The sequence below is a fragment of the Serratia sp. CC22-02 genome, from assembly GCF_900182895.1.
In the GTDB taxonomy this organism is placed as follows: Bacteria; Pseudomonadota; Gammaproteobacteria; order Enterobacterales; family Enterobacteriaceae; genus Serratia; species Serratia nevei.
This window is the reverse complement of sequence record NZ_FXUD01000012.1, coordinates 27,941-53,706: the sequence shown is the minus strand read 5'-3', so window position 1 is coordinate 53,706 and position 25,766 is coordinate 27,941. Positions and strand designations below refer to the sequence as shown.

Sequence of the window (25,766 nt, the reverse complement as noted above, 5' to 3'; positions counted from 1 at the left end):
TGAGTTTGCTGCTGCCTGAATTCGTCAACCGCTCGCATTGAGGAACGCAACGTGCAACAACGTCAACGCTGGTTTGGGGTGATCGCCCTGCTGTTTCTGATCGTTATCGCCTATGCGGATCGGGTCAATATCGCCGTGATGTTGGTCAATCCCGACTTCCTGCAACATTTCCAACTCGGCGGCGACCGCGCCCACCAGGGCACGCTGATGACGGTGTTTTTGCTCGGCTACGGCCTGTCCGCCATGTTGCTGACGCCGTTTCTGGAAACGCTGATGGGTTACCGCCGCGCGCTGACGCTGAGCGTGGTGCTGTGGGCGCTGCTCACCGCCGCCTCGCCGCTGGCGGGATCGCTGATGCTGCTGTGCGTGGTGCGCGCGCTGCTTGGCGTCAGCGAGGGGCCGCTGTTCTCGCTGAAGACCATGTACATCAGCGATCATTTCGCCGCTGACGAGCGCGGCAAGCCCAACGCGATCAGCGCGCTGGGCGTTTCATTGGGGCTGGTGCTCGGCTTTCCGCTGGTGAGTTTTTTGATGGCGCACTTCGGCTGGGCGATGTCGTTTCATCTGCTGGCGCTGCTCAACCTGCTGCTGGGGCTGGCGCTGGTGCGGCTGTTCGTTCATCCCCTCGCCCTGTCTTCACCCTCGCGCCCTGCTGTTCCGCAACCGGCGCTGAGCCGCGTCTGGCACACCTTTTCGCTGGCCTGGCGCACACCGATGCTCGGCTGGATCCTGCTGATCGAGATCGCCACGCTCAGCTATCTGTGGGGCTCCAGTTCCTGGTTGCCGGCGTATCTGACCGATGAAAAGGGGTTCTCCATCAAGCAGATGGGCTGGATGGCCGCGCTGCCTTTCATCGTCAGCATCGCCTCCAAATACCTCGGCGGCGTGTTGCTCGATCGTATCCGCCCTTATCAAGCGCCGCTGATCTTCGTCTGCGGCGGCGCAGCGACCGCGCTGTGCATCTATGGCGTGATGAACGGCCATCAGCTTGGCTGGATCGCCTTCTTCCTGCTGGCGGCCAATGCCTGTTGGGGCGCGCAGGGCGCGGCGATCCCTACCCTGCTGCAACATTATGCGCGGCCGGAGGCGGTCGGCAGCGCCTATGGGCTGATCAACGGCATCGGCAATCTGTTTTCGGCGTTTGTGCCGATGGCGATGGGCATGGTGATGGCCAGCCAGGGTAAGGTGTCTTCAGGCTTTGCGGTACTGATCGCCTCGCAGTTGCTGACATTGCTGGCAGGCGGTGCACTGTTTGGCCGCATGTTGCTGGCGCGGCAGGTGAAGCGGGCATAAACTCGTTTCCCTGTCCCGTGCGGCGGAAAACCGACAGCGTTGAGAGGGTGCTCATGGATCTGGACGCCAACAATCTGCAGACGGGGGACATCCCCCGTCGCCGGGTTGCCTTACCGTTCGGATTCGCAAACCCGAATGGCCCTCTGCGCTAGCTTAGTGCTGTGTAGCAATATTGGTGCAAAAGCCAGTTTGGCGGCCTATTGCTAAAAGGCACGCTGACCCGCCAGCACTGCAATAACGGCCGCCATTACAATTCTCTGTTTTATCGGGCAGTACTATCACTGGATGTCGATATAAACCACCGTTGAACCGGAAAAATCGCCGCCCTGGAGATTGCCGCTGCTGCCCAGCTTAGACTGAATGGTATAACTCGACTCAACCCCCTCGCGAAATACCTGTGTCACGCCCGTGCCAAGTTCTTTACCATCGATGGTCAGATCGGCATAAAGTCGCCGGTCCGCGCTTAGATACAGGCGACCGCCACTCAGGTTTCTGGCGTAAACCTTGGCAGTTACCGTGCGGTTGCACCAAAGCGAATAAAGGGCCGAACGGGTCTGGCCATTAACCGCCGCGCTTTCGAGCACGCCATAGCTAAAGGTGATCGCACCGCCTTTCGGCTCACACCAGGTGCCTGTTGGCCCCTCCCACTCGCTAGCACTACAAACCCCCGGCGTGAATTGTATGGTGGGGCCACCGTTGGCACGGTAAACCAGACAGACCATAGACGGCCCGTAAGTAGGAACTGGAATGCCGTTCAATAGCCTTCTCTCTACCGGCAGGTTGACATTTTTTCGCACGGCTTTCCCCATATCGCCCAGATTCTCGGCACCACTCACCCAAGCCCCGCTGGCGAACCAACTGACATTGCCGTAAGGTTGATACCATTCGCCACTTGAGGCAGTTACGGTATACAGCTGTAACCCCAGTTCACACGTTCCGGCACGGTAACAAGGATTGGGCCTGGAGTCTTCACCAAACCAATCATAGAGATGTCCGGAAAAATCTATAATCTTGCCCGAAGGCTCAACAAAGGGATATAGCGCCAACTGAATGTTTATGGCGTTCCCAACGGGAGTAATAATAAAAAGCAGCCAGAACAACACGCCGAATTTAATGGCTTTTGCTATCTTAATACACATAATTTCCTGCTCTCCAGTTGCCCCTCGAGAACAGGGGCACTGCCGTATGCTAAGCGTAATCATTCAGCGGGTATGTAAAACACCCACATCGAACTCTCCTTCCAAGACTGGAAATCCCCCTATATACGGCCACACCAAATAATACATCTTAGAATGTGACAATCAGATAAAAAGGACCAAGACATGCAGTTACATCACGCTATTATCATCGCTCAGTGACATCCCATGCATTTTACCACCCCCCTAAACAAAAAAACCATAACACCATAAAATCAACAATAAATAGATTTAAATTTTAAAAAAACAAAAACAAAAGAATAAAAAACCAAAAAGATAGCTTTAATTATCCTGATTTATTTTTTGATAAAGATAATTAAAATACATCCTTAAATAAATTATCATTCCGCCACCGACAGTTATTACCCGTAATGGACATCAAACCCATTACGCTCCCCAGTTATCACGAAGGTAATGACAATGAAAAAACCATAGAATTAGTTTACAATGAGTGAAAAATAAGTGATACATCGCAGGGAGCCCCCCGCCTGCCAGCATAAACCTTCGAGACACTCCTAATTCTCTATTAATCAGTAATTAGTGAACCCGATACTTAAGATTACCCCGTAAAAACCGATAGCGCGATAAGTAACGGCATACCTGTTATTGGATAAGGATTTATTTCCCGCCTCAAAAATATAACAAGGCACAAAGAGAGAACGAAGGTAAATCATCTGTACATAACATGGGGATCAGGCAACACCGCTAAATCGCGCTGAGTTTATTATTATGGCAATCTGCCACTGTCAGTCGTTCAGTTAGCCGCCGATGATCCGAAGTCATGCTTTCCACACTTGTCACACAGGCTCCAGCCCGCGTGCAGGATATTGCTTCTCTCCGCTATCCCGGTTACCTTTTCCTGTCTCAGTGCCATTTATGCGCAGGGTTGCGCAAGGGCGTTGCATCGGACTGAAGACGGAAGGCGACAAATAAAATGCCCGAGGGCAAAAAAAAAGCGGCCCCATACGATGGGAGCCGCTTTTTCAGCGAGGCGTGGCCTGGCGTCAGGCGTGTTTCTTCGCCGCCTGCAGGTACAGCATCTCCAAGCCCAGGGTCGCCGCGGCCAGCGCGGTGATCTCGGACTGGTCATAGGCCGGCGCCACTTCTACCACGTCCATGCCGACGATGTTCAGCGACTGCATGCCGCGCACCAGTTTCAGCGCACGATCGGAAGTCAGACCGCCGATCACCGGCGTGCCGGTGCCCGGTGCGAACGCCGGATCCAGGCAGTCGATGTCGAAGGTCAGGTACACCGGCATATCGCCGACGATGCCTTTGATCTGGGTCAGCAGGTCGTCCACGCTGCGATCGTTCACCTGCGCGGCATCCAGCACGGTAAAGCCGTTGTCATGATCGAACTCGGTGCGAATACCGATCTGCACCGAGTGGTGCGGATCGATCAGGCCTTCGTTCGGGGCATGGTAGAACATGGTGCCGTGGTCGAACTTGCTGCCGTTGGCGTAGGTATCGGTATGGGCGTCGAAGTGTACCAGCGCCAGCTTGCCGAAATGCTTGGCGTGCGCGCGCAGCAGCGGCAGGGTCACGAAGTGGTCGCCGCCGAACGAGAGCATGCGCTTACCGGCCTTCAGCAGTTTCTCCGCGTGCGCCTGCAGCTTGTCGCTCATGTCCTGTGCATCGCCGAAGTTGAACACGATGTCGCCGCAGTCAACCACGTTCAGCCGATCGCGCAGATCGAAGCTCCACGGCCAACGGTTGCCTTCCCAGGCCAGGTTGGTGGATACCTGACGAATAGCCGCCGGGCCGTGACGGCCACCGGCGCGACCGGAGGTCGCCATGTCAAACGGAATGCCGGTGATGACCCACTCTGCATCGCTGTCGTAAGGCATGAAGTTCAGCGGAAAGCGCAGGAAACCAAAGGCGTTGGACACTAATGAATTATCGGACTGATGGCCTAAGGTGCTCATAGTAAACCCTCGTAGTTCAACAAGTTGCCGGGCGCAGGCGCCGGGCCGTTACAAAAAAAAATCCCTCCCGCGTCGTTAGCCCGACGAGAAAGGGATTGATACCCTAGATAATTGGAGTTGCATCAAGACGGCCAGAGCGGGAATCCCTAGGAGCTTACTCAAGTAAGTAACTGGGGTGAACGCACGCAGCCAACACAGAGGCAACTTCAAGTATGACGGGTAATTCGATGTTTGTTTCGGTGCTACCGATACGGCAGATTATGGCCGCATTTTATCCATGCTTCAAGGGGGCCGATATCGCCCCCCTGAAGAGGGCGGTTACTCGTCTTCCAGATACGTGTAGCCGTACAGGCCGGCCTCAAACTCTTCCAGGAACTGCGCCTGCAGCTCGCTGTCCAGATCGGTTTCTTTGACCTGATCGCGGAATTTGGCCAGCAGCGCACTCGGATCGAGCTGCACGTACTCCAACATGTCCGCCACGGTGTCGCCCTCGTCGGACAGTTCGGTCTCGACGCTGCCGTCCGGGAACACATACACGTCAACCGAGGCGGTGTCGCCGAACAGGTTGTGCATGTTGCCGAGGATCTCCTGGTACGCACCGACCATGAAGAAGCCCAGCGCCGGCGGGTTCTCCGGATCGTACGGCGGCATCGGCATGGTGGTCGCCACGCCGTCGCCGTCGACATAGTGGTCGATGGTGCCATCGGAGTCGCAGGTGATGTCGAGCAGCACCGCGCGGCCTTCCGGTGGCTTATCCAGCCCTTCCAGCGGCAGCACCGGGAACAGCTGATCGATACCCCAGGCATCCGGCATCGACTGGAACAGCGAGAAGTTGACGTAGAACTTGTCCGCCATGCGTTCTTGCAGTTCGTCGATGATCGGACGGTGTGCGCGGTTGCTCGGATCGAGCTGCTGCTGGATCTTGTTGCAGATGTTCAGATACAGCTGCTCGGCCCAGGCACGCTTGGTCAGATCCAACATGCCGTGCGCGTATTGGGTATGCACGTCGTGCAGATCCATCTGGCTGTCGTGCAGCCATTCGCGCAGCGAGCGGCGGTTCTCCGGCTCGTTCATTTCCAGCCAGGTTTCCCACATGCTTTCCAGCGCGCGCGGCGCGTCGGCTTCCGGCGGCAGCGGTTCGCTGAACTCGTTGCGCTCTACGCCGATCACGTTGGAGACCAGCACCGTGTGGTGCGCGGTCACGGCGCGGCCGGACTCGGTGATCACCGTCGGGTGCGGCAGGCCGTGTTCGTTACAGGCATCGCCGATGCCCCAAATCACGTTGTTGGCATATTCGTTCAGGCCGTAGTTCACCGAGCAGTCGGACTGCGAGCGGGTGCCTTCGTAGTCGACGCCCAAGCCACCGCCCACGTCGAAGCACTGAATGTTGACGCCCAGCTTGTGCAGTTCAACGTAGAAACGCGCCGATTCGCGCACGCCGGTGGCGATATCGCGAATGTTGGCCAGCTGCGAACCCAGATGGAAGTGCAGCAGTTGCAGGCTGTCGAGACGGCCCGCTTCGCGCAGGGTCTCTACCAGCTTCAGCACCTGCACCGCCGCCAGGCCGAACTTGGATTTTTCGCCGCCGCTCGACTGCCATTTGCCGGAGCCCTGCGAAGCCAGACGCGCACGCACGCCCAGGCGTGGTATGACGTTCAACCGTTCGGCTTCTTCCAGCACCAGGTTGATCTCGGACATCTTCTCGATCACCAGGTACACCTTGTGCCCCAGTTTTTCCCCGATCAGCGCCAGGCGAATGTATTCACGATCTTTATAGCCGTTACAGACGATCACCGAGCGGGTCATGCCGGCATGCGCCAGCACCGCCATCAGCTCGGCCTTGGAGCCGGCTTCCAGCCCCAGCGGTTCCCCGGAGTTCACCAGCGACTCAATCACGCGGCGATGTTGGTTTACCTTGATCGGATACACCAGGAAATAGCCGCCCTGGTAACCGAAGGACTCACGCGCGCGTTTGAACGCGGCGTTGATCGAACGCAAGCGATGCTGGAGGATCTGCGGGAAGCAGAACAGCGCAGGCAAACGCTGCCCGTCTTGCTGGCGCGTTTTCACCAGTTCTGCCAGATCGACGCGCGCCTGCGGGACATCCGGGTCCGGGCACACGCTGATATGGCCCAGCTCGTTGACGTCATAGTAATTGTTGCCCCAGTAGGCGACGTTATAAGTGCGCAGCATCTTGCTGGCATTACGATCATTCATGGCAACCTCCTGCATGGAGCGCAAAGATAAAGACTCGCCCGCAACCGGCGGGCGGTGAATCAACAGATCATCAGACATGGTTCGCCTCACATTCCGCACTGACGAAACCGTCAGCCACTATCGCAGCTACAACCCGCGAGAACAACCCAACAAGCCGCGCTGACGGCAGCGAAGAGAACTGCCGTTCGCGGTCAGCGATCGGTTTATCACTCATATAATTGTAAGACACCCTGTTCAAACCTCGTGAATCGGGCCAAGAAACATCCCACAGGAAGGCTGCAGGCTACCCTTGTTCAGTTCTTCAGACGACCGTTAGCCGGCCCGAGAATCCTGAGTAGCGGCCAAGTGTTTATCGCACCTGGTAAGTGACAGAGAGACAAGACGGGAAATAGCAGAAGAATGTGCGCCAGAACGGCACTGCTGTTGGGAACCAACAACCGGTAGACAACGGATCATTAATCCAACCACCTCCACGCGCGCCGTTCGGAGTGAACGACCCAGCCTCTAAAATAGTGTAAGAACGTGACCGTTCGATGAAGCGGCGGCGCTCACGGCGAACGCCTGCGACGGATAATAGCGCAACGCCGGCGAATGCAAAGCGGAAGTTTATCGCACCTTCCCCACCGCCAATCGCCGTACTGTGCAGCAAATGAACCGCGCGCGCAGTTTATACCGGTAAGCAGGTGAAAAAGCAAAATGAAAATTCGCCGAAAACTGTTTCAAGCGATGAAAATGGCGCCAACCCGTTTGCGCAAAAGAGCGAAAGCGCAAAAAATTACTGGCAATCTGGCTAAACCCTGACCTAAAATAGACGTCCAGATGTTAATCCATCTATACTGGTTAACTGATAAACTGCTTAACGGCTTTGCCTGAGGGGCGTTGCAGGATGCATCTCGCGCCATCAGCGGAAGACCCTTCGCTTTGATGCCGGATCTCCAGCGCTGTGCAGTAATTTCTAACCCGTCTTATGCAAGGTAAAGAACACAATGGCTAAACACCTCTTCACGTCCGAATCCGTCTCCGAAGGACATCCCGATAAAATCGCCGATCAGATCTCCGATGCCGTCCTCGACGCCATCCTGGAACAGGATCCGAAAGCGCGCGTCGCCTGCGAAACCTACGTGAAAACCGGCATGGTGCTGGTCGGCGGTGAAATCACCACCAGCGCCTGGGTCGATATCGAAGAGATCACCCGCAAAACCGTACGCGAAATCGGCTACGTTCATTCGGACATGGGCTTTGACGCCAACTCCTGCGCAGTATTGAGCGCCATCGGCAAACAATCCCCGGATATCAATCAGGGCGTTGACCGTACCGATCCTCTCGAGCAGGGCGCCGGCGATCAGGGCTTGATGTTTGGCTACGCCACCAACGAAACCGACGTGCTGATGCCGGCTCCGGTGACCTACGCACACCGTCTGGTGCAGCGTCAGTCCGAAGTGCGCAAAAACGGCACCCTGCCGTGGCTGCGTCCGGACGCGAAGAGCCAGGTAACCTTCCAGTACGACGACGGCAAAATCGTCGGCATCGACGCCGTGGTGCTGTCCACTCAGCATTCCGAAGACATCGCGCTGAAAGATCTGCAAGAAGCGGTGATGGAAGAGATCATTAAACCGGTCCTGCCGGCGGAATGGCTGACGGCGGGCACCAAATACCACATCAACCCGACCGGCCGTTTCGTTATCGGCGGCCCGATGGGCGACTGCGGTCTGACCGGCCGTAAGATCATCGTCGACACCTACGGCGGCATGGCGCGCCACGGCGGCGGCGCCTTCTCCGGTAAGGATCCGTCCAAGGTTGACCGTTCCGCGGCTTACGCGGCGCGCTACGTGGCGAAAAACATCGTCGCCGCCGGCCTGGCCGATCGCTGCGAGATCCAGGTGTCTTACGCTATCGGCGTAGCGGAACCGACCTCCATCATGGTGGAAACCTTCGGTACCGAGAAAGTGCCAACCGAACAGCTGACGCTGCTGGTGCGCGAATTCTTCGATCTGCGCCCATACGGCCTGATCCAGATGATGGATCTGCTGCAGCCGATTTACCGCGAAACCGCTGCCTACGGCCACTTCGGCCGCGAGCACTTCCCGTGGGAAGCGACCGACAAAGCCGCGCTGCTGCGCGATGCCGCCGGCCTGAAATAAGCCCCGACATCAACATGAAAACGGCGAGCCTGGGCTCGCCGTTTTTTTTAAGCGGATGGGTGCTCCCGGATCAACGCAGCGACTTGCCGGCAAGCGGAGGCAAAGCCCCCGCTGCCGGGTTGCCTTACCGTTCGGATTCGTAAGCCAAAATGGCCGCAACCTCCGTAGTGCCCGATCGGATCCGCAGCTCACACAGCGTGCTGCGAGTTATCCATGCCAGTGATATTACCGTGGCACAAATAACCACCAATTTTAACAGGCTCCGTTTGTTCGGCATCATGCCTTCTTCTCCTTGCCTCGCGGCGGGTAAGAGGCTAACTTAACGTTGTCACGCGTTAGAGTAGGCCTCGGGTTGATGGATATCGACTCGGGGCTTTTCTCTTTATCTCTTTCGCACGGGCTCCAGAGACAAAGATCCAGAGCACCCGCCCGCAGTATATTCATCTCACCACCACGCCACGTGTTCCTTTTCGCACGCAATATCGTTTTTGCGCAACCGCTCGCAGTGCCTTGCAACACCCTGAAAAATAAAAAAAGGCTCAGCGACGCTGAGCCTTTGAGGGCAGAAAAAGCACGGCGAGACGCCGATTACGACGTCTGCTTACGCAACAGATAAACGAAGTACGGCGCACCGATAAAGGTCGCCAACAACCCGGCGGGGATCTGGTACGGGAACAGCAGCATCCGCCCGCACCAGTCGGCAAACACCATCAGCAAGCCGCCCAGCAGCGCGGCGATCACCATCTGCGGCAACGCACGGCGGAAGCCCAGCATGCGCGCCATATGCGGTGCCATCAGCCCGACAAAGCTCAACGGCCCTACGGTCAGGGTCGCCATGGCGGTCAGCACGGCGGCCAATAAAAGAATGGTCAACCGCGCCGGCGTCAGCGCAATGCCCACCGAACGGGCGGTGGCGCCGCCGAGCGGCAGGATGGTCAACCAACGGCGGCACAACGGCGCCAATACCATCAGGCCGGCGGCCACCAGCGCGGTACGCAGCGCCTGCGCCGGCTCCACCGAATAGGTCGAGCCGGAGAGCCAGGTCAGCAAGCCCCCCATACGCGGATCGCCGCTGGCCAACAGCAGGAAGATGACGGTGGTAAAGGCGGTGCTGAGCGCGATACCGGCGAGCAGCATACGTTCCGTCGAGAAACCGCCGCGACCTGCGGCGATCATGATGATAAGTAGCGTCGCGGCCGCCCCCAGGCTGCCGGCGGGCAGCAGCCAAACGAAGGCGTCGCCCGGCACCATAAACAGCATCATCACGACGCCAAAAGCGGCGCCGGAGCTGATGCCCAACACTTCTGGGCTGGCCATCGGGTTGCCGGTCAGCTTCTGAATCAGCGTGCCAGCGACCGCCAGCATCATGCCCGCCGCCAGCGCCGACAGCACCCGCGGCCAGCGCCACGGCAGCAAGGAGTCCAGTTCCGCCCCCAGGCTCCAGTGCCAGCCTCCGGCATTTTTGCCCAGCATCAGCGCCAGCGTCAGGCCGATCAGCAGTACAAGGCCCCCCACCAGGATCCAGGCAGGCAGATTCCCGCGTTCGGCAGGCACCTTGTCGCCGAGGTTCATCGGCGGCGGCGCGGCGGCGCTGCGCAAACGCGGCAGCAGCCACAGCAGCAGCGGTGCGCCGAACAGCGCGGTGGCCGCGCCGGTCGGGATCTCACGCCACACCTGCGTCACCCCGATCATCACCTGATCGGTCAACCACAGCAGCAGCGCCCCCAGCAACGGCGCCAGCATCATGCGGTGCGCCAGGCGGCGCGCGCCCAACATCTTCGCCATCAGCGGTGCAAACAGGCCGATAAAGCCGATAACGCCCACCGCACTCACCAACATGGCGCTGAAGATAATGGCCAGCCCCAGAGTGCAGAAGCGCGCCATCGACAGCCCCAGCCCCAGGTTACGCGCCACGCCATCGTCCAGCCCCAGCAGCGTCAGCGGGCGCAGCAACAGCGCCGCCAGCGCGCCGGCCACCAACAAACGCGGCAGAATGAACTGCACGGCGCTCCAGTCCTGTTGGTTCAGCGCACCGGTTCCCCACAGGAACATGCCCTGCAGCTGATCGTAATGAAACAGCGCCAACAGGCTGTTGACCGCGCCGCAGTACAGCCCCAGTACCAGCCCGGCCAGAATCAGCGTGACCGGCGACATCCGCTTGCCCCAGGCGACGCCGAACACCAGCCCGCCCACCACAATCGCGCCCACCATAGCGGCCAGCTGGCGAGTGAATTCGCCCCCCGGCAACACCCACAGCGTGGCGATGGTCAGGCCGAGCTGCGCGCCGGCGGCAACGCCGAGCGTCGACGGCTCCGCCAACGGATTTCGCAACACCTGCTGGAACAGGACGCCGACCAACCCCAGGCCGGCGCCGGCCAACAGCGACACCGTCAACCGCGGCAGCAGGCTGTAATGGAACAGCATTTGCCGCACGTCGTCGATGTCCGGCGCGCTGAGCGCCCGCACCCATTGCGCCGGCGGCAGCTGCTGCGCCAGGTTGTATATCGTCAGGCCGCCTGCCGCCGCCAGCAACAGCAGGATCAGCGTCAGCGGTAATCTCCGGATGCCTGCATTCATGCCGCACTCTCCTGGGCCTGCGCCAACAGGCGGCAAAACCGCATCGTCGACAGCGTGGCGCCGTAGAACCACACCGCCGGCACCTGCCGCAGCTGGTTTTGCCGCACAAAGGGCAACGACTGCCACAGCGGCGTCGCGCTGACCTTGTCCATCATCGCCTGATTGCCGTGATCGAGATAGATGACCCGGGCATTACGCACCGTAGCCAACCGTTCAATCCCCACCACCGCCGTGCCCCAAAAGTCGGTTTGCTCCTGCCAGGCATTGAGGATGCCCAGTTGGTCCATCGCTTCCTGGAACAGGCTTTTCTGGCCGATGATCAACGCATGGCGCGTGTCGATCAGCGAAAACAACAGCAGCGGTTGCCGGGTATAGCTTTGCAGGCGCTGACGCGCGTCCTGCATAAAGCCGTCGAACTGCGCCAGGTGGTTTACCGCCCGGCTTTCTATGCCCAACCGCTGGCCCAGCGCCAGCAGCGACTGGCGGGCGACGGTCAGCGGTTTGCCGCTGCCGTCGTTGAAGCCGAAGCTCATGGTTGGCGCGATGGGTTGGATTTTTCGCGGCGTCGGGCCATAGCCTTGCGACAGCAACACCAGCGAAGGCTGGAGCTGCTGCAGCAGTTCGAGGTTAGGTTCGGTGCGCTGACCGACGTCGACCACCGTCGCCGGCAGCTTCGGCTCCGCCACCCACAGGTTGTAGTTATGCACATCGGCCACCGCCAGCGGCGTCACGCCCAATGCCAACAGCAGTTCGATCGGCAGCCATTCCAGCGCCGCAACGCGCGCGATATCCGGCGGCGCATCCGCCGCCCGGCCGGGCAACGAGCCCAACAGCGGTGACAGCGCCAGCGCCATCAACAAACGGCGGCGCAGCGGATCGTGAGAAGAAGTGAATGCAGAAGACATCAGTAGACAAAACTCACCGGCGCGCCGCCGCTCGGGTGCGGCAACGTGCCCATAGGAATACCGTAAATTTGCTCCAGCACCGGCCCCTGCATCAGTTCCAGCGGGCCGCCCTGAGCGATCATTTCACCGCCGCGCAGCGCCACCAGATGATCGCAGTAGCGCGCCGCCATGTTGATGTCGTGCAGCACGGCGATCACCGTGAGATCGCGTTCGCGGCTCAAGCGCTGAATGAGCGCCAGCACCTCGACCTGGTGCGCGATGTCCAGCGCCGACGTCGGTTCGTCAAGCAGCAGGCAGCGGCTGTCCTGCGCCACCATCATCGCCAGCCAGGCGCGTTGGCGCTCGCCGCCGGACAGGCTGTCCACCAGGCGGTTGGCGAACGGCTTGAGCCCCACCAGTGAAATGGCCTCTTCGACCAATTGGCGATCGTTGGCGCCAAAACGCCCCAGCGCGCCGTGCCACGGATAGCGGCCGACGGCCACCAGTTCGCGCACCGTCATGCCTTCCGCCGCCGGCAGCTGCTGCGGCAGGTAGGCCACCTGGCGGGCGAAGGATTTGCTGTCCCACTGCGCCAACGGCTGCCGATTGAGCAGTACCTGGCCACCGCTGGGGGCTTGATGCCGCCCGAGCAGTTTCAACAGAGTGGATTTACCGGAACCGTTATGGCCGATCAGGCCGCAGACTTTGCCCTGGGGAAAACTGAGCGACAGCGGTTGCAACAGCACCCGGCCGGGGACGGCGAAGCTGGCGTTATCCAGCGCGAAGGTCGCGCCGGGATTAAGAAGTTTGTCCTGCATAGATCCTGCTTTGTCCGGGGCGACGCGGCGCCGCCCCGGCTATCCGGTTAGAAACGGAAGGTTGCGGTGGCGACCACCTGGCGTTCTGCGCCCCAGTAGCAGGCGTAGTCGCGGTAGCAGCTCGACACGTAGGTCTTGTCGAACAGGTTGTTGATGTTGACGCCCACGGACGAGCCCGGCAGGCCAAAGCGCGCCAGATCGTATTTAATGGTAGCGTCCACCAGCGTGTAGTCCGGCACCTTGAAGGCGGAATTATCGCTGTTGAAGCTCGAGCTGGAGCCGACGTAACGCACGCCGGAACCCAGCGTCAGGCCACTCACCGCCGTTTCGTGGAAGGTGTAATCCGCCCACAGCGAAGCCATGTGTTTCGGCACTTCGACGGTCGGTTTGCCTTGATAGGTGTTGTCCTTGGTGTACTTCGCATCGGTATAGGTATAGGAGGCGATCAGGTTGACGTTGGCATTCAACGCCGCCTTGGCTTCCAGCTCCACGCCGCGTGAACGGATTTCGCCGCTCTGCACGCTGAACTGTGCATTGGTCGGGTCCGGCGTCAGGTTGTTGTTCTTGGTCAGCTGATACAGGGCGCCGGTCAGCACGATTGGGCGATCCTTCGGCACGTATTTCACGCCGGCTTCATACTGCTTGCCGATCGACGGCTTGAAGGTGCTACCCCCTTGCGTCGTGCCCAGATTCGGTTCAAACGATTCGCTGTAGCTGAAATACGGCGTCACGCCGTTGTCGAACAAGTAGTTGAGGCCGCCGCGCCAGGTGAACTGGCGATCGGTCTGCTGGCTCGTCGAACTCACATCGCGGTTATAAGCGGAAGTCTTCGCCCAGTCATAGCGCCCGCCCAGCGTCAACAGCCACTGGTTCCACTCCCCTTGCTCCTGCACATACAGGCCGGTTTGTTCCTGACGGTTCAGGTAATGGTAGGGGAAGTTGATATTGACCGCGTCATTCCCGTATTGCGGATTGGTCATGCTCAGACCGTCCGCAGAGCCAAATGCGGCATTGATATCGTTACGCATGCGCATGTAGTCCACGCCGAACAACAGCGTGTGGTCGATATCGCCGGTTTTCACCTTCGCCTGCGCCTGGGTATCCACAGAGAAATTGTTCAGGTGTTCTTTCGACTGGACATAGGCGCGATTAATCGTCGTCGGCGTCGCCGCAGAAACGCCGCTGCCATAGATGCTCTTCATGTCGGTTTCCAGCTGCATATAGCGCAGATTCTGGCGCACCGCCCAGGTATCGTTGAAGGCATGTTCGAAGCTGTAGCCGATCATCCGCTGTTTGCGGGAGGTGTAGTTGCTGGCTTCGCCTTCGTTGAAATCGGTCGGCAGCTTACCGCCGTTCGGCAGCGGAATCAGCGTGCCCTGCTTCGGCAGCCAGCCGTAATAACCGGTATAGGGATCGTTTTGAATGTTGGCCAACAGCGTGAAGTTGGTTTTGTCATCCGGACGCCAGCTAAAGGACGGCGCGATCGCATAGCGCTTCTCTTTGCTCATGTTCTGCTGCGAATCGCTGTCTTTCGCCAGGCCGGTCAGGCGGTAAGAATAGATACCCTGATCGTCCAGCGCGTCGCTGAAATCGAAACCGGTCTGGAACAGGTTATCGGTGCCCATTTTGAACTGGATTTCGCGCAGCGGCTCGGTGGTTGGCCGCTTGCTGACCATCGAGACCAAACCACCCGGGTTGCTTTTGCCGTACAGCACCGAGACCGGGCCGCGCAGCAGCTCGGCGCGCTCGAGGAAATAAGGATCGATGGACGCTTCGCTGTAGTTGTCGCCCAGCAACCGCAACCCATCCAGATACTGGGTGGTGTTGGTGGCCGGGAAGCCGCGGATCGCCACCGCATCATAGGTCGTGGAGCTGCCGCGGCTGGCAAATACGCCCGGCGCATAGGCCAGCGCGCCTTTCACCGTATCCGGCTGACGCATGTCCATCTCTTCACGCGTCACCACGGAAACGGACTGCGGGTTCTTCTCGATCGGCGTATCGGTTTTGGTGCCGGTGGCGCTGCGTTTGGCGACATAGGTGCCGACCGGCCCCCAGGCGCTTTCCTGCTGGGCGGTATTGCTACCGCCTACAACGGTAATCGTGTCTTCCTTGGCGGCCGGCTTGGCGTCGGCGGAAAAAGCCGGCATCGCCAGCGTGCCCAACGCCGCAGCGACGGTGATCGCTAACGCGCTGACGGGGGTACGGCCCTGCTTGGCCGCGGATGATGAAAGACGCTTGGTCGGCATAGTTGATTTCTCTGATGAATAATTAAATGACGAATGTAAACGATAATAATTATTATAAGCGTCGCATTTTATGCAGAAGCCAAATTAAACTGCAAGCCGAATTCATAGGGCAAATAGGTTAAGGATTAGGCGCTTAGCCATGCGGTTAACAGGGAAATAAAACGAGCAGAAAAATAAAAAAGCCCGCAACCAAGGTTACGGGCTTAATAACAAAGAAAAAATTTTCACCGGGGCCGACGCCCCGGTAGCGATTACTGGCCGAACATATCCTTGATCCAGCCGGCGACGCCATCGCCATCTTTTTGCTCACCCGCCGCCGGTTGCTGCTGTTGCTGCACCGCCGCCTGGCTGGCCTGGCACAATCCCTGCGGATTGTCGGTCCAGACCGGGATGGTGCGCCAGCTGCCGCCGCCGCAGATAAAGTTGCCGGCAGAGTCGATGTTCATCTGGTTAATGCCTTCCGGCGGCTGCAGCATCAGCGGCAGCGGCGTCTGGTTTTCCAGATAACGGCGATACAGGGTCAACGCGCCGTTGGCGCCGGTCAGCTTGGCCGGGCCGTTGTTGTCGCGCCCGACCCAGGCGATCGCCACTTCCTTGCCGTCGATGCCGGCGAACCAGCTGTCGCGCAGATCGTTGGTGGTACCGGTTTTCGCCGCCAGGTTGTAGTTCGGGAACTTCACCGACAGCGAGCGGGAAGTCCCGCGCGCCACGCCCTGCTGCATCGCGTACAGCGTCAGGTAAGCGGCCTGCGCCGGCACCATGCGTTCCGCCTGCGGGAAGCTCTGGTACAGCACCGTGCCGTCTTCGGCGATCACCGAACGCACCGCCGACAGCGGCGCACGGTTACCGCCGCTGGCGATGGTCTGGTACTCCTGAGCGACTTCCATCGGCGTCAGGCCGATCGCCCCCAACAGCATCGATGGCACCGGGTTGATCTCCGCTTTCGGGATACCCAGGCGTTGCAGCGTAGCGCTGATCTGATCCAGCCCGACCGACAGGCCGAGGTTCACCGTCGGCACGTTCAGCGAGTTGGCCAACGCATCCACCAGCATCACCTGACCGCGGAATTTACGGTCATAGTTGTTCGGCTGCCAGACGGCGCCGTTCGGCTGTTTCAGCGACAGCGGCGCATCCGCCAGCCAGGTATTGAGGCGGTATTTATCCGGTTCGGACAGCGCGGTCAGGTACGTCGGCGGCTTGGCCAGCGAGCCGACCAGGCGGCGCGCCTGCATGGCGCGGTTGAAGCCGGCGAACTGCGGGTTGGCGCCGCCGACCATGGCGCGCACTTCACCGCTGAAGCGATCGACGATCACCATCGCCGCCTCCAGATCCTGCAGGTGACGCGCGGCGCGCAGCGCCGGGATGCCGTCTTCAACCGCTTTTTCCGCCGCGTCTTGCGACACCGGATCCAGCGTGGTGAAGATCTTCACGCCGGACAGGTCATTGACCTTATCGCCCAGCTTGGTCTGCAGTTCCTGACGCACCATCTGCATAAACGCCGGCTGTGGCGTAATGACGCCGCCTTTCGGCTGCACGCCCAGCGGACGCGCGCTCAGCATGTCATACAGCTCGCCGTCGATCACGCCCTGGTTCTGCAGCAGCTTGAGCACCAGGTTGCGGCGCTCCAGCGCCAGTTTCGGGTTACGCCACGGGTTGTACAGCGACGCGCCCTTGACCATGCCGACCAGCAGCGCCTGCTGATCGAGGCTCAGCTCGTCCACCGGACGGCCGAAGTAGTACAGGCTGGCCAGCGGGAAGCCGCGGATCTGGTCGCTGCCGCTCTGGCCGAGGTACACCTCGTTCAGATACAGCTCCAGAATGCGGTCCTTGCTGTAACGGTAATCCACCAGCAGCGCCATATAGGCTTCGTTAGCCTTACGCCACAGCGAACGTTCGTTGCTCAGGAACAGGTTCTTCACCAGCTGCTGCGTCAGCGTACTGCCGCCCTGCACCGCACGCCCGGCGGTCAGGTTGGCCAGCACCGCACGGCCGATGGAGTAGGGGCTGATGCCGTCATGCTCATAGAAGTGGCGGTCTTCCGTGGCGATCAGCGTATCCACCAGCAGATCCGGGAAACCGGAGCGCGGCACGAACAGACGCTGTTCACCGTTCGGCGACTGCAGCATGGTGATAAGACGCGGATCGAGGCGGAAGAAGCCGAAACTGCGGCCGCTGTCCAGGTTTTCGATCTTCGCCAAACGGTTGTTCTGGAAGTCGAGACGGGCGCGGATCTGCCCTTCTTTACCATCCGGGAAGTCGAACGGGCGGCGCAGCATCTCGATGCTGTTGGCCTGCACGGTAAACTCGCCCGGGCGCGTCATGCGGCTGACCTGGCGATACTGCATGCCTTCCAGCAGGTTGACCATCTCCTTCTTGCTGTACGGCATGCCCGGTTCCAGATTGACCATGCGACCGTACACCGCCGCCGGCAGCTGCCAGACTTTACCGTCGATACGGCTGCGGATCTGGGAATCCAGGTAGACGCCATAGATCGCCAACAGGACGGCGATCACCAGGATCAGTTTGATAAACAGGCCGAGCCAGCGGCGTTTTTTACGCGGCGGAGTCGCTTTTACCTTACGCGGCATGCGTTCCTCCTCCTCTTCATACTCATCATCGTCATACTCGTCTTCTTCGTAATCGTCATAATCGTCGTCTCGGCGACGGCGCGGCGGCTTGCGCGACGCGGTGCTTTTTGGTTGTTTTCCTTTGCGCCCGATGGGCTCGCGGTCATCCCCAGCCATGGCTGTTGTTCTCCGAGCTTGCCGACACTGCCGGCCATGATTAGTCGCTTAATCTGTGCCTACGCCGCAGCGCTGACCAGAAGAAACATCTGAATTCCAAACCTTAAATGATCGCGACCTACTGATATTTCTTCGTTCGGCGCGTCGGTACCGCCGTGGCCGGATCGTCCGGCCAAACGTGTTTCGGGTAGCGGCCCTTCATCTCTTTTTGCACCTCGCGATAGGCGCCTTGCCAGAAGGCCGCCAGATCGCCGGTGATTTGCAACGGCCGGTGCGCCGGTGAGAGTAACTCAAGCACCACCGGGATGCGACCCTCCGCCAACATCGGGCTGCGCTGCTCGCCGAACACTTCCTGTAAACGCACCGCCAGCGCCGGCGGTTTGCCGGCCTCATAACGGATCGGCAGGCGGCTGCCGGTCGGCACAGTGTAATGAGTGGGTAGCGCATTATCCAGCCGCTGCTTTTGCTGCCAATCCAGCAAACGGGACAGCGCCTCGGCGATGTTGACCTGCTTCAAACCGCGCAAATCGCGCACGCCGTTCAGCGACGGCAACAGCCACTGCTCCAGCGCCGCCAGCAGGGGTTCTTCGTCCACCGCCGGCCATTCCGCCTCCGGCAGCCAGGCTTGCGCGCACTGCAGGCGCACCCGCAATTGCTCGGCGGCGCCCTCCCAGTTGAGCACCGCCAGCCCCTGTGCGCGCACCCAATCGAGCAGCGCCTGCTGCAGCTCTTCATCCGCCGGTTTGGCCAGCGGCTGGGCGCGCAGCGTCAGACGGCCGATCTGCTGGCGCTTCCAGGCGCGCAGCGTGCCCTTCTCGTCATCCCACTCCACCGCCGTGCGCTGTGTGACGATCGCCGGCAGCTGCGCCGCCAGCGCGTCGATATCCACCGGCAACGCCAACAGGATACGCGCATCGGGGCTGTTGTGGCCCTGCAACAGGCTGGGGACGATGAGCCAGGGTGCGCGCGACAGCGCCTCGTCCTGGTTCATCGCCGCCCCCAGACCGTTGGCCAGCAGGTAGCGGCCGTCCTGGCCTCGGCGCTGGGCGATACGATCGGTAAACGCCTGCGCCAACAGGCGCGGCGCCAGATCGACGTCGATTTGCCCCGCACGTTGCGGCAGGCGTTTGGCCAACTGCGCGGCGCGCTGCCGCCAGTTCGGTTGCGGGCGGCTCAGCCAGTAGCCGATATCCATCTGCCCGCCGCGCGGCGGTTCTTCCAGCAATGCCGCCAGCAACGCCGCCGTCGCCAGGCCGTCGGCACTCAGCGCCGCGCCGGCGACCAGCATCGCCGCCAGCCGCGGCTCGCACCCCAGCGCGGCCATCTGGCGCCCCGGGGCGGTAAGTTTGCCGCCGTCATCCGTGGCCCCCAGCCGGTGCAGCAACACCCTGGCCGCCGCCAATGCCGCCGCCGGAGGCGCATCCAGCCAGGTCAGCTGCGCCGGATCATGGCATCCCCACTGCAGCAGTTCGAGCCAGAAGCCGGTGAGATCGCTCTGTAAAATGTCCGGTTCGGCGTGTTCCGCCGCGCGCTCCGCCTGTTCTTTGGCGAACAGATGCCAGCAAATGCCCGGCTCCAGGCGCCCGGCGCGTCCGGCGCGCTGCACCATCGACGCCTGACTGATGCGCTGCGTCGCCAGCCGCGTCAAACCGTTGCGCACGTCGTAGCGCGCCACGCGCTCCAGGCCGCTGTCCACCACCAGCCGAATGCCCTCGATCGTCAGGCTGGTTTCGGCGATGTTGGTCGCCAGCACCACCTTGCGGCGGCCAGACGCCGCCGGTTGGATCGCCTTTTGCTGCTGCGCCAAAGGCAGCGCGCCATACAGCGGGCAAAGATCGGTATCGCTCGCCACCTCGCCGGTCAATCGCTCCAGCACCCGATTGATCTCCGCCACGCCCGGCAGGAACAGCAGCAAAGATCCCGGCTGTTCGGCCAGCAACCGCTTCACCGCCGCCGCTATGCCATCTTCCAGCCGCTGATGGCTGGCCAACGGCTGATACAGACGCTCAACCGGGAAGCTGCGCCCCTCGGACACCACCACCGGCGCTTCCGGCAGCAGCTGCGACAGGCGAGCGTTGTCCAGGGTGGCCGACATGATCAGCAGTTTCAGATCGTCGCGCAGCCCTTGCTGCACGTCGAGCAGCAGCGCCAGCGCCAGATCGGCCTGCAGGCTGCGTTCGTGGAACTCATCGAGGATCACCAGCGACACGCCCTGCAGTTCGGCGTCCTGCTGCAGCATGCGGGTGAGAATGCCTTCCGTCACCACTTCCAGCCGGGTTTGCGGCCCGCTTTTACTTTCGGCGCGCATGCGGTAGCCCACGGTCTGGCCGGGCTCCTCCCCCAGTTGCTGCGCCAGGCGATAGGCGACGTTTTTCGCCGCCAGCCGCCGCGGCTCCAGCATGATAATGCGCCCCGGCAACCCGGCCTTAGCCAGGATCTGCAGCGGCAGCCAGGTGGATTTACCGGCGCCGGTCGGGGCGTGCAACAGCACCTGAGGAGCGGACTGCAACGCAGCCAGCAACTCATCAAGCACCGCGCTGACGGGCAATGAAGACACTGAACTCTCCGTGGTGGTTAACGTTAAACGGCGTACAGTGTAGCATTAGCTTTGTCCCCGTAGCCTTTCAAACTGCGGCGGCGTTAGCTATAGTACGGACCTCGTCCATGCGTCCCGCTTCGCGCGAGACCGTTGCAAGCCGCATCCATGTCTGTCCCGACGGATTTGTCATTATTTACCGAGCCCCCATGTCCAATTCGCGCCGCCTGTTTTTCGCCCTGTCCTTGCCTGATGCCCTGCAACAGCAGGTGATCCGCTGGCGCGCCGAGGCGTTTGCGCCGGAGGCCGGCCGACCGGTGGCGGCGGCTAATTTGCACCTGACGCTGGCGTTTCTCGGCGAGGTCACCGCGCAGAAAGAGCTGGCGCTGCGCAAACTGGCCGGCCGCATAGTGCAACCCGGCTTCAGCATGCGGCTCGACGACCTCGGCCATTGGCCGCGCCCCGGCGTGGTCTGGCTCGGCACCCGCCGCGCGCCGCGCGGGCTGCTGCAGCTGGCCGAGCTGCTGCGTTCGCAGGCCGCCCGCAACGGCTGCCATCAAAGCGCGCTGCCGTTCCATCCGCACATCACGCTGTTGCGCGCCGCCACCCAGCCGGTGGCGATCCCGCCGGCGACGCCGGGCTGGGCGTTCAGCGCCGACGCCTTTTCCTTATATGAGTCGGTGTTCGAAAACGGCCGCACCCGCTATCAACACCTCGAACAGTGGCCGCTGGCCAAGCAGGCATCCGCATGATTTTCTCTCCACCGCTGCGTTCCGCCACGCTGATCAAACGTTACAAACGCTTTCTGGCGGACGTGATCACCCCGGAAGGGGAAACCTTTACGCTGCACTGCGCCAATACCGGCGCCATGACCGGCTGCGCCACGCCCGGCGATACCGTTTGGTACTCCACCTCGGATAACCCCAAGCGCAAATACGCCCACAGCTGGGAGTTGACCCATACCCAACAGGGGCACTGGATCTGCGTCAATACCCTGCGCGCCAACGCGCTGGTGCGCGAGGCAATTGAACACAATTTAATCAATGAATTATCCGGTTACAGTAAAATCAGCGGCGAAGTGAAATACGGCGGTGAAAACAGCCGTATCGATTTGTTATTACAGGCAGAAAATCGGGTTAACTGCTATATTGAAGTTAAGTCAGTCACATTACTGCAACAACAACGTGGTTACTTTCCTGATGCGGTAACGCTCAGAGGGCAAAAGCACCTGCGTGAGTTGCTCAGCGTGGTTGAAAGCGGGCAACGGGCGGTGTTGTTCTTTGCCGTGTTACACAGCGGTATTGAGCAGGTCGCACCGGCACATCATATAGATGAGCGCTATGCGGCGCTGTTGGCACAGGTCCGGCAGTTGGGAGTGGAAGTGGTTTGTTACGGGGCAAAGTTATCACCTGACGGTATTTATCTCTGCGATAAGCTGCCGTTTTTTATCGATTAGCGCAGTCGGGTCCCATAAATAGACAACCGGCCAGCACGATCGCCAAATACGCCCTCCTTCACACGATTGTCAAGCGGGCGACAGGAATAATTGCCAACCTACCTTCCTTCTGTTATTTATAGCGGCCTGTTTTTCCCCCGCATTGGGGATTCGATAGTGCGTGTGTATGTAGGAGAAGCAACATGCAAGAAGGGCAAAACCGTAAAACCTCGTCCTTGAGCATTCTCGCCATCGCTGGGGTGGAGCCGTACCAAGAGAAGCCGGGCGAAGAGTACATGAACGACGCCCAGTTGTCGCATTTCAAGCGCATTCTTGAAGCGTGGCGCAACCAGCTCAGGGACGAAGTGGACCGTACTGTATCGCATATGCAAGAAGAGGCAGCCAACTTCCCTGATCCGGCCGACCGTGCTACCCAGGAAGAAGAGTTCAGCCTTGAACTGCGTAACCGTGACCGTGAACGCAAACTGATCAAAAAGATCGAGAAAACGCTGAAGAAAGTGGAAGACGATGATTTCGGCTACTGCGAATCTTGCGGCGTGGAGATCGGCATTCGTCGCCTCGAAGCGCGTCCGACCGCCGATCTGTGCATCGACTGCAAGACGCTGGCTGAGATCCGCGAAAAGCAGATGGCCGGCTAATACCGTTGTTACCGCTGCGGCGTGCGCACCTGCGTGCGCCGCACAGAGAAAAGGGAACCTCCCCCCTCTGATATGCAAGAAAGTCATTATGTGGGGCGCTTTGCCCCATCGCCTTCCGGGGATCTGCATTTCGGTTCGCTGATTGCCGCTCTGGGAAGCTACCTTCAGGCTCGCGCCCAACGCGGGCAGTGGCTGGTTCGCATCGAAGATATCGACCCGCCGCGCGAAGTCCCCGGCGCCGCCGCTCGCATCCTGTCCGCGCTGGAACATTATGGTCTCCACTGGGACGGCCAGGTCATCTATCAATCCCAACGTCACGACGCCTATCGCGCCGCGCTGGATCTGTTGCAGCGCCAGGGGCTCAGCTATTACTGCACCTGCACCCGCAGCCGCATCCAGCAGATCGGCGGGTTGTACGACGGCCACTGCCGCGATTTGCAGCTCGGCCCACAGGGTGCCGCCATCCGCTTACGCCAGACCGCGCCCGTTTACGGGTTCCACGATCGCCTGCAGGGAGAATTGCACGCCGATCCGGCGCTGGCGGGGGAAGACTTTATCATTCGCCGCCGCGACGGGCTGTTCGCCTACAACCTGGCGGTGGTGATCGACGACCATTTTCAGGGCGTGACCGAGATTGTGCGCGGTGCCGATCTGATCGAGCCGACGGTGCGCCAAATCGCCCTCTACCGCCAGCTGCAGGCGCCGGTGCCCGCCTATGTGCATCTGCCGCTGGCGCTGGGCGCCAACGGCATTAAGCTGTCGAAGCAAAACCATGCGCCGGCGTTGCCCGCCGGCGATCCGCGCCCGGTGCTGATCGCCGCGCTGAAATTTCTGCGCCAACCGCTGCCGGAAAGCTGGCAAGATCTTGACCTGCCATTATTATTGAGCTGGGCGGTCGCACATTGGCGGTTGGAAAACGTGCCGCGTCAGGAGGCTATCCCTCTGGATGAAAACACGCCGGCATTCTCAAAGGAGCCATGGTGAGCTATGATTAGCCGCTATTTTTTGTTAGCTCCATTTTTATCAGTCACTATCGAGGTGTACCATTTTTACCCGAGTAGCCAACTTCTGTCGTAAGGTACTGACCCGCGATGACAAGCTGCCCCGCGACGACGCGGCGGCCGGCGATAAAAACGTAGTCCGCGAAGAGCGTGCTGCGGCGCCAAGCCGCCCTGCGCCGCAGCCGCGCGCCGCCGATAACGGCAGCAACGCCCCTGCCCGCCGCTCAACGCCGCGCAAGCGTCCGCCTTTTCCTATCGCCGAGAGCAACGACTCGATGACCGTGATCCCGCGCGAACAGCACTCGATCTCCCGCAAAGACATCAGCGAAAATGCGCTGAAAGTGCTTTACCGCCTGAACAAGTCCGGCTACGAAGCCTATCTGGTCGGCGGCGGCGTGCGCGATCTGTTGCTCGGCAAAAAGCCGAAAGACTTCGACATCACCACTAACGCTACGCCGGAGCAAGTGCGCAAGCTGTTCCGCAACTGCCGCCTGGTCGGCCGCCGCTTCCGCTTGGCGCACGTGATGTTCGGGCCGGAGATCATCGAAGTGGCCACTTTCCGCGGCCACCACGAACAAAATCAGGAATCCGACAAGAACTCGTCCCAGCAGGCGCAAAACGGCATGCTGCTGCGCGACAACATCTTCGGCTCGATCGAGGAAGACGCCCAGCGCCGTGATTTCACCATCAACAGCCTGTACTACGGCGTGGCGGATTTCACTCTGCGCGATTACGTCGGCGGCCTGAACGATCTGAAACAGGGCGTGATTCGCCTGATTGGCGATCCGGAAACCCGCTACCGCGAAGATCCGGTGCGCATGCTGCGCGCGGTGCGCTTCGCCGCCAAGCTGGATATGCGCATCAGCGAAGAAACCGCCGAGCCGATCCCGCGCCTGGCCTCGCTGCTGCATGAGATCCCGCCGGCGCGCCTGTTCGAAGAATCCCTCAAGCTGCTGCAGGCGGGTTACGGTTTCCAGACCTACCTGAAGCTGTGCGAATACCAGCTGTTCCAACCGCTGTTCCCGCTGATCGCCCGCAACTTCACGCCGAACCACGATACGCCGATGGAGCGCATTCTGGTGCAGGTGCTGAAGAACACCGATCACCGTCTGCAGAACGACATGCGCGTCAACCCGGCCTTCCTGTTTGCCGCCATGCTGTGGTACCCGCTGCTGGAGCATGCGCAGAAGCTGGCGCAGGAAAGCGGCCTGGCCTACTACGACGCCTTCGCGCTGGCGATGAACGACGTACTCGACGAGCAGTGCCGTTCGCTGGCCATCCCGAAACGCATCACCACGCTGGTGCGCGATATCTGGCAGCTGCAGCTGCGCCTGTCCCGCCGCCAGGGCAAACGCGCGCACAAGCTGATGGAGCACCCGAAATTCCGCGCCGCCTATGATCTGCTGGCGCTGCGTGCGGAAGTGGAAGACAATCAGGAGATGCTGCGTCTGGCCGAGTGGTGGGGCGAATTCCAGGACGCCACGCCGGCGCGGCAGAAAGCCATGCTGAGCACCCTGGGGGACGATCCGGCGCCGCGCCGCGCGCGTCAACGCCGCCCTCGCCGCCGGGCACCGCGTAAAGAAGGGGCATAATGATCCGCGTTTATATCGCGCTGGGCAGCAACCTGGCGCAGCCGCTGCAACAGGTTAAAGCCGCACTGGAGGCGCTGGAGCATCTCCCGCGCACCCGGCTGGTCACCTGTTCTTCGTTTTACCGCACCAAGCCGCTGGGGCCGCAAAACCAGCCGGACTTTCTCAACGCGGTGGTGGCGCTGGATACCCTGTTGCCGCCCGAACAGCTGCTCGACCATACCCAGGCGATAGAACGCAATCAGGGGCGTGTGCGCAAGGATGAACGCTGGGGGCCGCGCACGCTCGATCTGGACATCATGCTGTACGGCGACAAGGTGATCCATACCGAGCGCCTGACGGTGCCGCATTACGGCCTGAAAGAGCGCGAATTCATGCTCTACCCGCTGGCGGAAATCGCCCCCGACCTGATTTTCCCCGATGGCGAGCCGCTCGCCAGCTGCCTCAAGCGCGTGCCGGCAAACGGCATGGCGCTGTGGCATCAGCCAAAACCCAAGTCCTGACC

The 25,766-nt window shown here is 60.6% G+C and carries 19 protein-coding genes; 8 read left to right on the top strand and 11 right to left on the bottom strand.

Annotated elements, in window-relative coordinates:
- The first annotated feature begins 51 nt into the window (after positions 1 to 51).
- Positions 52 to 1,293 (top strand): MFS transporter, encoded by a 1,242-nt coding sequence (locus QOL81_RS24330; RefSeq protein ID WP_070913734.1) that lies wholly within the window; start codon positions 52 to 54, stop codon positions 1,291 to 1,293.
- Between the two features lie 278 nt (positions 1,294 to 1,571).
- On the opposite strand, the gene QOL81_RS24325 is transcribed toward QOL81_RS24330, so the two are convergent.
- The 4 genes from QOL81_RS24325 to yqgG all read right to left on the bottom strand — a co-directional run bounded on the left by QOL81_RS24325 (position 1,572) and on the right by yqgG (position 7,087).
- Positions 1,572 to 2,432: an MrpH family fimbial adhesin gene (locus tag QOL81_RS24325; RefSeq protein WP_070913733.1), complete on the bottom strand. Its 861-nt coding sequence runs from the start codon at positions 2,430 to 2,432 to the stop codon at positions 1,572 to 1,574.
- A 1,061-nt stretch (positions 2,433 to 3,493) separates the two neighbouring features.
- Entirely contained in the window at positions 3,494 to 4,414 is a 921-nt protein-coding gene (gene speB, locus QOL81_RS24320) for an agmatinase (protein WP_004937606.1), read from the bottom strand.
- Positions 4,415 to 4,732: 318 nt separating this feature from the next.
- Entirely contained in the window at positions 4,733 to 6,709 is a 1,977-nt protein-coding gene (speA, locus tag QOL81_RS24315; RefSeq protein WP_055311965.1) for a biosynthetic arginine decarboxylase, read from the bottom strand.
- Positions 6,710 to 6,943: 234 nt separating this feature from the next.
- On the bottom strand, positions 6,944 to 7,087 hold the full coding sequence (gene yqgG, locus QOL81_RS25825) for a small protein YqgG (protein WP_464017219.1): 144 nt from the start codon (positions 7,085 to 7,087) through the stop codon (positions 6,944 to 6,946).
- Positions 7,088 to 7,617: 530 nt separating this feature from the next.
- Here yqgG and metK point away from each other — a divergent pair.
- Positions 7,618 to 8,772, top strand: coding sequence for a methionine adenosyltransferase (gene metK / locus QOL81_RS24310; protein ID WP_033654692.1), 1,155 nt, complete (start codon positions 7,618 to 7,620; stop codon positions 8,770 to 8,772).
- 124 nt (positions 8,773 to 8,896) lie between these two features.
- Here metK and QOL81_RS24305 read toward each other — a convergent pair whose 3' ends face one another.
- The 7 genes from QOL81_RS24305 to hrpB all read right to left on the bottom strand — a co-directional run bounded on the left by QOL81_RS24305 (position 8,897) and on the right by hrpB (position 20,598).
- The gene (locus tag QOL81_RS24305; RefSeq protein ID WP_004937610.1) at positions 8,897 to 9,049 is read right to left on the bottom strand and encodes a Hok/Gef family protein; all 153 of its coding nucleotides are present in this window, start codon (positions 9,047 to 9,049) and stop codon (positions 8,897 to 8,899) included.
- Positions 9,050 to 9,360: 311 nt separating this feature from the next.
- Complete coding sequence (gene fhuB, locus QOL81_RS24300) at positions 9,361 to 11,349, bottom strand: Fe(3+)-hydroxamate ABC transporter permease FhuB (protein ID WP_060432208.1); 1,989 nt, start codon at positions 11,347 to 11,349, stop codon at positions 9,361 to 9,363.
- Entirely contained in the window at positions 11,346 to 12,254 is a 909-nt protein-coding gene (fhuD, locus tag QOL81_RS24295; protein WP_060422696.1) for a Fe(3+)-hydroxamate ABC transporter substrate-binding protein FhuD, read from the bottom strand. Before fhuD ends, fhuB begins: the two co-directional genes overlap by 4 nt.
- Positions 12,254 to 13,051, bottom strand: coding sequence for a Fe3+-hydroxamate ABC transporter ATP-binding protein FhuC (fhuC, locus tag QOL81_RS24290; protein WP_049200086.1), 798 nt, complete (start codon positions 13,049 to 13,051; stop codon positions 12,254 to 12,256). Before fhuC ends, fhuD begins: the two co-directional genes overlap by 1 nt.
- Before the next feature lie 47 nt (positions 13,052 to 13,098).
- Positions 13,099 to 15,297: a ferrichrome porin FhuA gene (gene fhuA / locus QOL81_RS24285; protein WP_197780015.1), complete on the bottom strand. Its 2,199-nt coding sequence runs from the start codon at positions 15,295 to 15,297 to the stop codon at positions 13,099 to 13,101.
- Between the two features lie 251 nt (positions 15,298 to 15,548).
- Complete coding sequence (gene mrcB, locus QOL81_RS24280; RefSeq protein WP_060441048.1) at positions 15,549 to 18,041, bottom strand: bifunctional glycosyl transferase/transpeptidase; 2,493 nt, start codon at positions 18,039 to 18,041, stop codon at positions 15,549 to 15,551.
- 118 nt (positions 18,042 to 18,159) lie between these two features.
- Positions 18,160 to 20,598, bottom strand: a complete 2,439-nt coding sequence (hrpB, locus tag QOL81_RS24275; protein WP_197757820.1) for an ATP-dependent helicase HrpB — start codon at positions 20,596 to 20,598, stop codon at positions 18,160 to 18,162.
- A 188-nt stretch (positions 20,599 to 20,786) separates the two neighbouring features.
- Between hrpB and thpR the strand changes: the two genes are divergently transcribed.
- The 6 genes from thpR to folK all read left to right on the top strand — a co-directional run bounded on the left by thpR (position 20,787) and on the right by folK (position 25,764).
- Complete coding sequence (gene thpR, locus QOL81_RS24270; RefSeq protein WP_060422688.1) at positions 20,787 to 21,329, top strand: RNA 2',3'-cyclic phosphodiesterase; 543 nt, start codon at positions 20,787 to 20,789, stop codon at positions 21,327 to 21,329.
- Positions 21,326 to 22,033, top strand: a complete 708-nt coding sequence (sfsA, locus tag QOL81_RS24265; RefSeq protein ID WP_004937572.1) for a DNA/RNA nuclease SfsA — start codon at positions 21,326 to 21,328, stop codon at positions 22,031 to 22,033. The genes thpR and sfsA overlap by 4 nt, the downstream gene beginning before the upstream one ends.
- Before the next feature lie 182 nt (positions 22,034 to 22,215).
- On the top strand, positions 22,216 to 22,671 hold the full coding sequence (gene dksA, locus QOL81_RS24260) for an RNA polymerase-binding protein DksA (protein ID WP_004937569.1): 456 nt from the start codon (positions 22,216 to 22,218) through the stop codon (positions 22,669 to 22,671).
- A 72-nt stretch (positions 22,672 to 22,743) separates the two neighbouring features.
- The gene (gene gluQRS / locus QOL81_RS24255) at positions 22,744 to 23,655 is read left to right on the top strand and encodes a tRNA glutamyl-Q(34) synthetase GluQRS (RefSeq protein ID WP_047729869.1); all 912 of its coding nucleotides are present in this window, start codon (positions 22,744 to 22,746) and stop codon (positions 23,653 to 23,655) included.
- 61 nt (positions 23,656 to 23,716) lie between these two features.
- Positions 23,717 to 25,264, top strand: a complete 1,548-nt coding sequence (pcnB, locus tag QOL81_RS24250) for a polynucleotide adenylyltransferase PcnB (RefSeq protein ID WP_071591451.1) — start codon at positions 23,717 to 23,719, stop codon at positions 25,262 to 25,264.
- On the top strand, positions 25,264 to 25,764 hold the full coding sequence (folK, locus tag QOL81_RS24245) for a 2-amino-4-hydroxy-6-hydroxymethyldihydropteridine diphosphokinase (protein ID WP_102985224.1): 501 nt from the start codon (positions 25,264 to 25,266) through the stop codon (positions 25,762 to 25,764). Before pcnB ends, folK begins: the two co-directional genes overlap by 1 nt.
- Positions 25,765 to 25,766 lie beyond the last annotated feature (2 nt).

Excerpts from the sequence above, each read along its gene's own strand:
- QOL81_RS24325 (WP_070913733.1), bottom strand. The coding sequence starts at position 2,432 with ATGTGTATTAAGATAGCAAAAGCCATTAAATTCGGCGTGTTGTTCTGG.
- speB (WP_004937606.1), bottom strand. The coding sequence starts at position 4,414 with ATGAGCACCTTAGGCCATCAGTCCGATAATTCATTAGTGTCCAACGCC.
- speA (WP_055311965.1), bottom strand. The coding sequence starts at position 6,709 with ATGTCTGATGATCTGTTGATTCACCGCCCGCCGGTTGCGGGCGAGTCT.
- yqgG (WP_464017219.1), bottom strand. The coding sequence starts at position 7,087 with ATGATCCGTTGTCTACCGGTTGTTGGTTCCCAACAGCAGTGCCGTTCT.
- metK (WP_033654692.1), top strand. The coding sequence starts at position 7,618 with ATGGCTAAACACCTCTTCACGTCCGAATCCGTCTCCGAAGGACATCCC.
- QOL81_RS24305 (WP_004937610.1), bottom strand. The coding sequence starts at position 9,049 with ATGCCGAACAAACGGAGCCTGTTAAAATTGGTGGTTATTTGTGCCACG.
- fhuB (WP_060432208.1), bottom strand. The coding sequence starts at position 11,349 with ATGAATGCAGGCATCCGGAGATTACCGCTGACGCTGATCCTGCTGTTG.
- fhuD (WP_060422696.1), bottom strand. The coding sequence starts at position 12,254 with ATGTCTTCTGCATTCACTTCTTCTCACGATCCGCTGCGCCGCCGTTTG.
- fhuC (WP_049200086.1), bottom strand. The coding sequence starts at position 13,051 with ATGCAGGACAAACTTCTTAATCCCGGCGCGACCTTCGCGCTGGATAAC.
- fhuA (WP_197780015.1), bottom strand. The coding sequence starts at position 15,297 with ATGCCGACCAAGCGTCTTTCATCATCCGCGGCCAAGCAGGGCCGTACC.
- mrcB (WP_060441048.1), bottom strand. The coding sequence starts at position 18,041 with ATGGCTGGGGATGACCGCGAGCCCATCGGGCGCAAAGGAAAACAACCA.
- thpR (WP_060422688.1), top strand. The coding sequence starts at position 20,787 with ATGTCCAATTCGCGCCGCCTGTTTTTCGCCCTGTCCTTGCCTGATGCC.
- sfsA (WP_004937572.1), top strand. The coding sequence starts at position 21,326 with ATGATTTTCTCTCCACCGCTGCGTTCCGCCACGCTGATCAAACGTTAC.
- dksA (WP_004937569.1), top strand. The coding sequence starts at position 22,216 with ATGCAAGAAGGGCAAAACCGTAAAACCTCGTCCTTGAGCATTCTCGCC.
- gluQRS (WP_047729869.1), top strand. The coding sequence starts at position 22,744 with ATGCAAGAAAGTCATTATGTGGGGCGCTTTGCCCCATCGCCTTCCGGG.
- folK (WP_102985224.1), top strand. The coding sequence starts at position 25,264 with ATGATCCGCGTTTATATCGCGCTGGGCAGCAACCTGGCGCAGCCGCTG.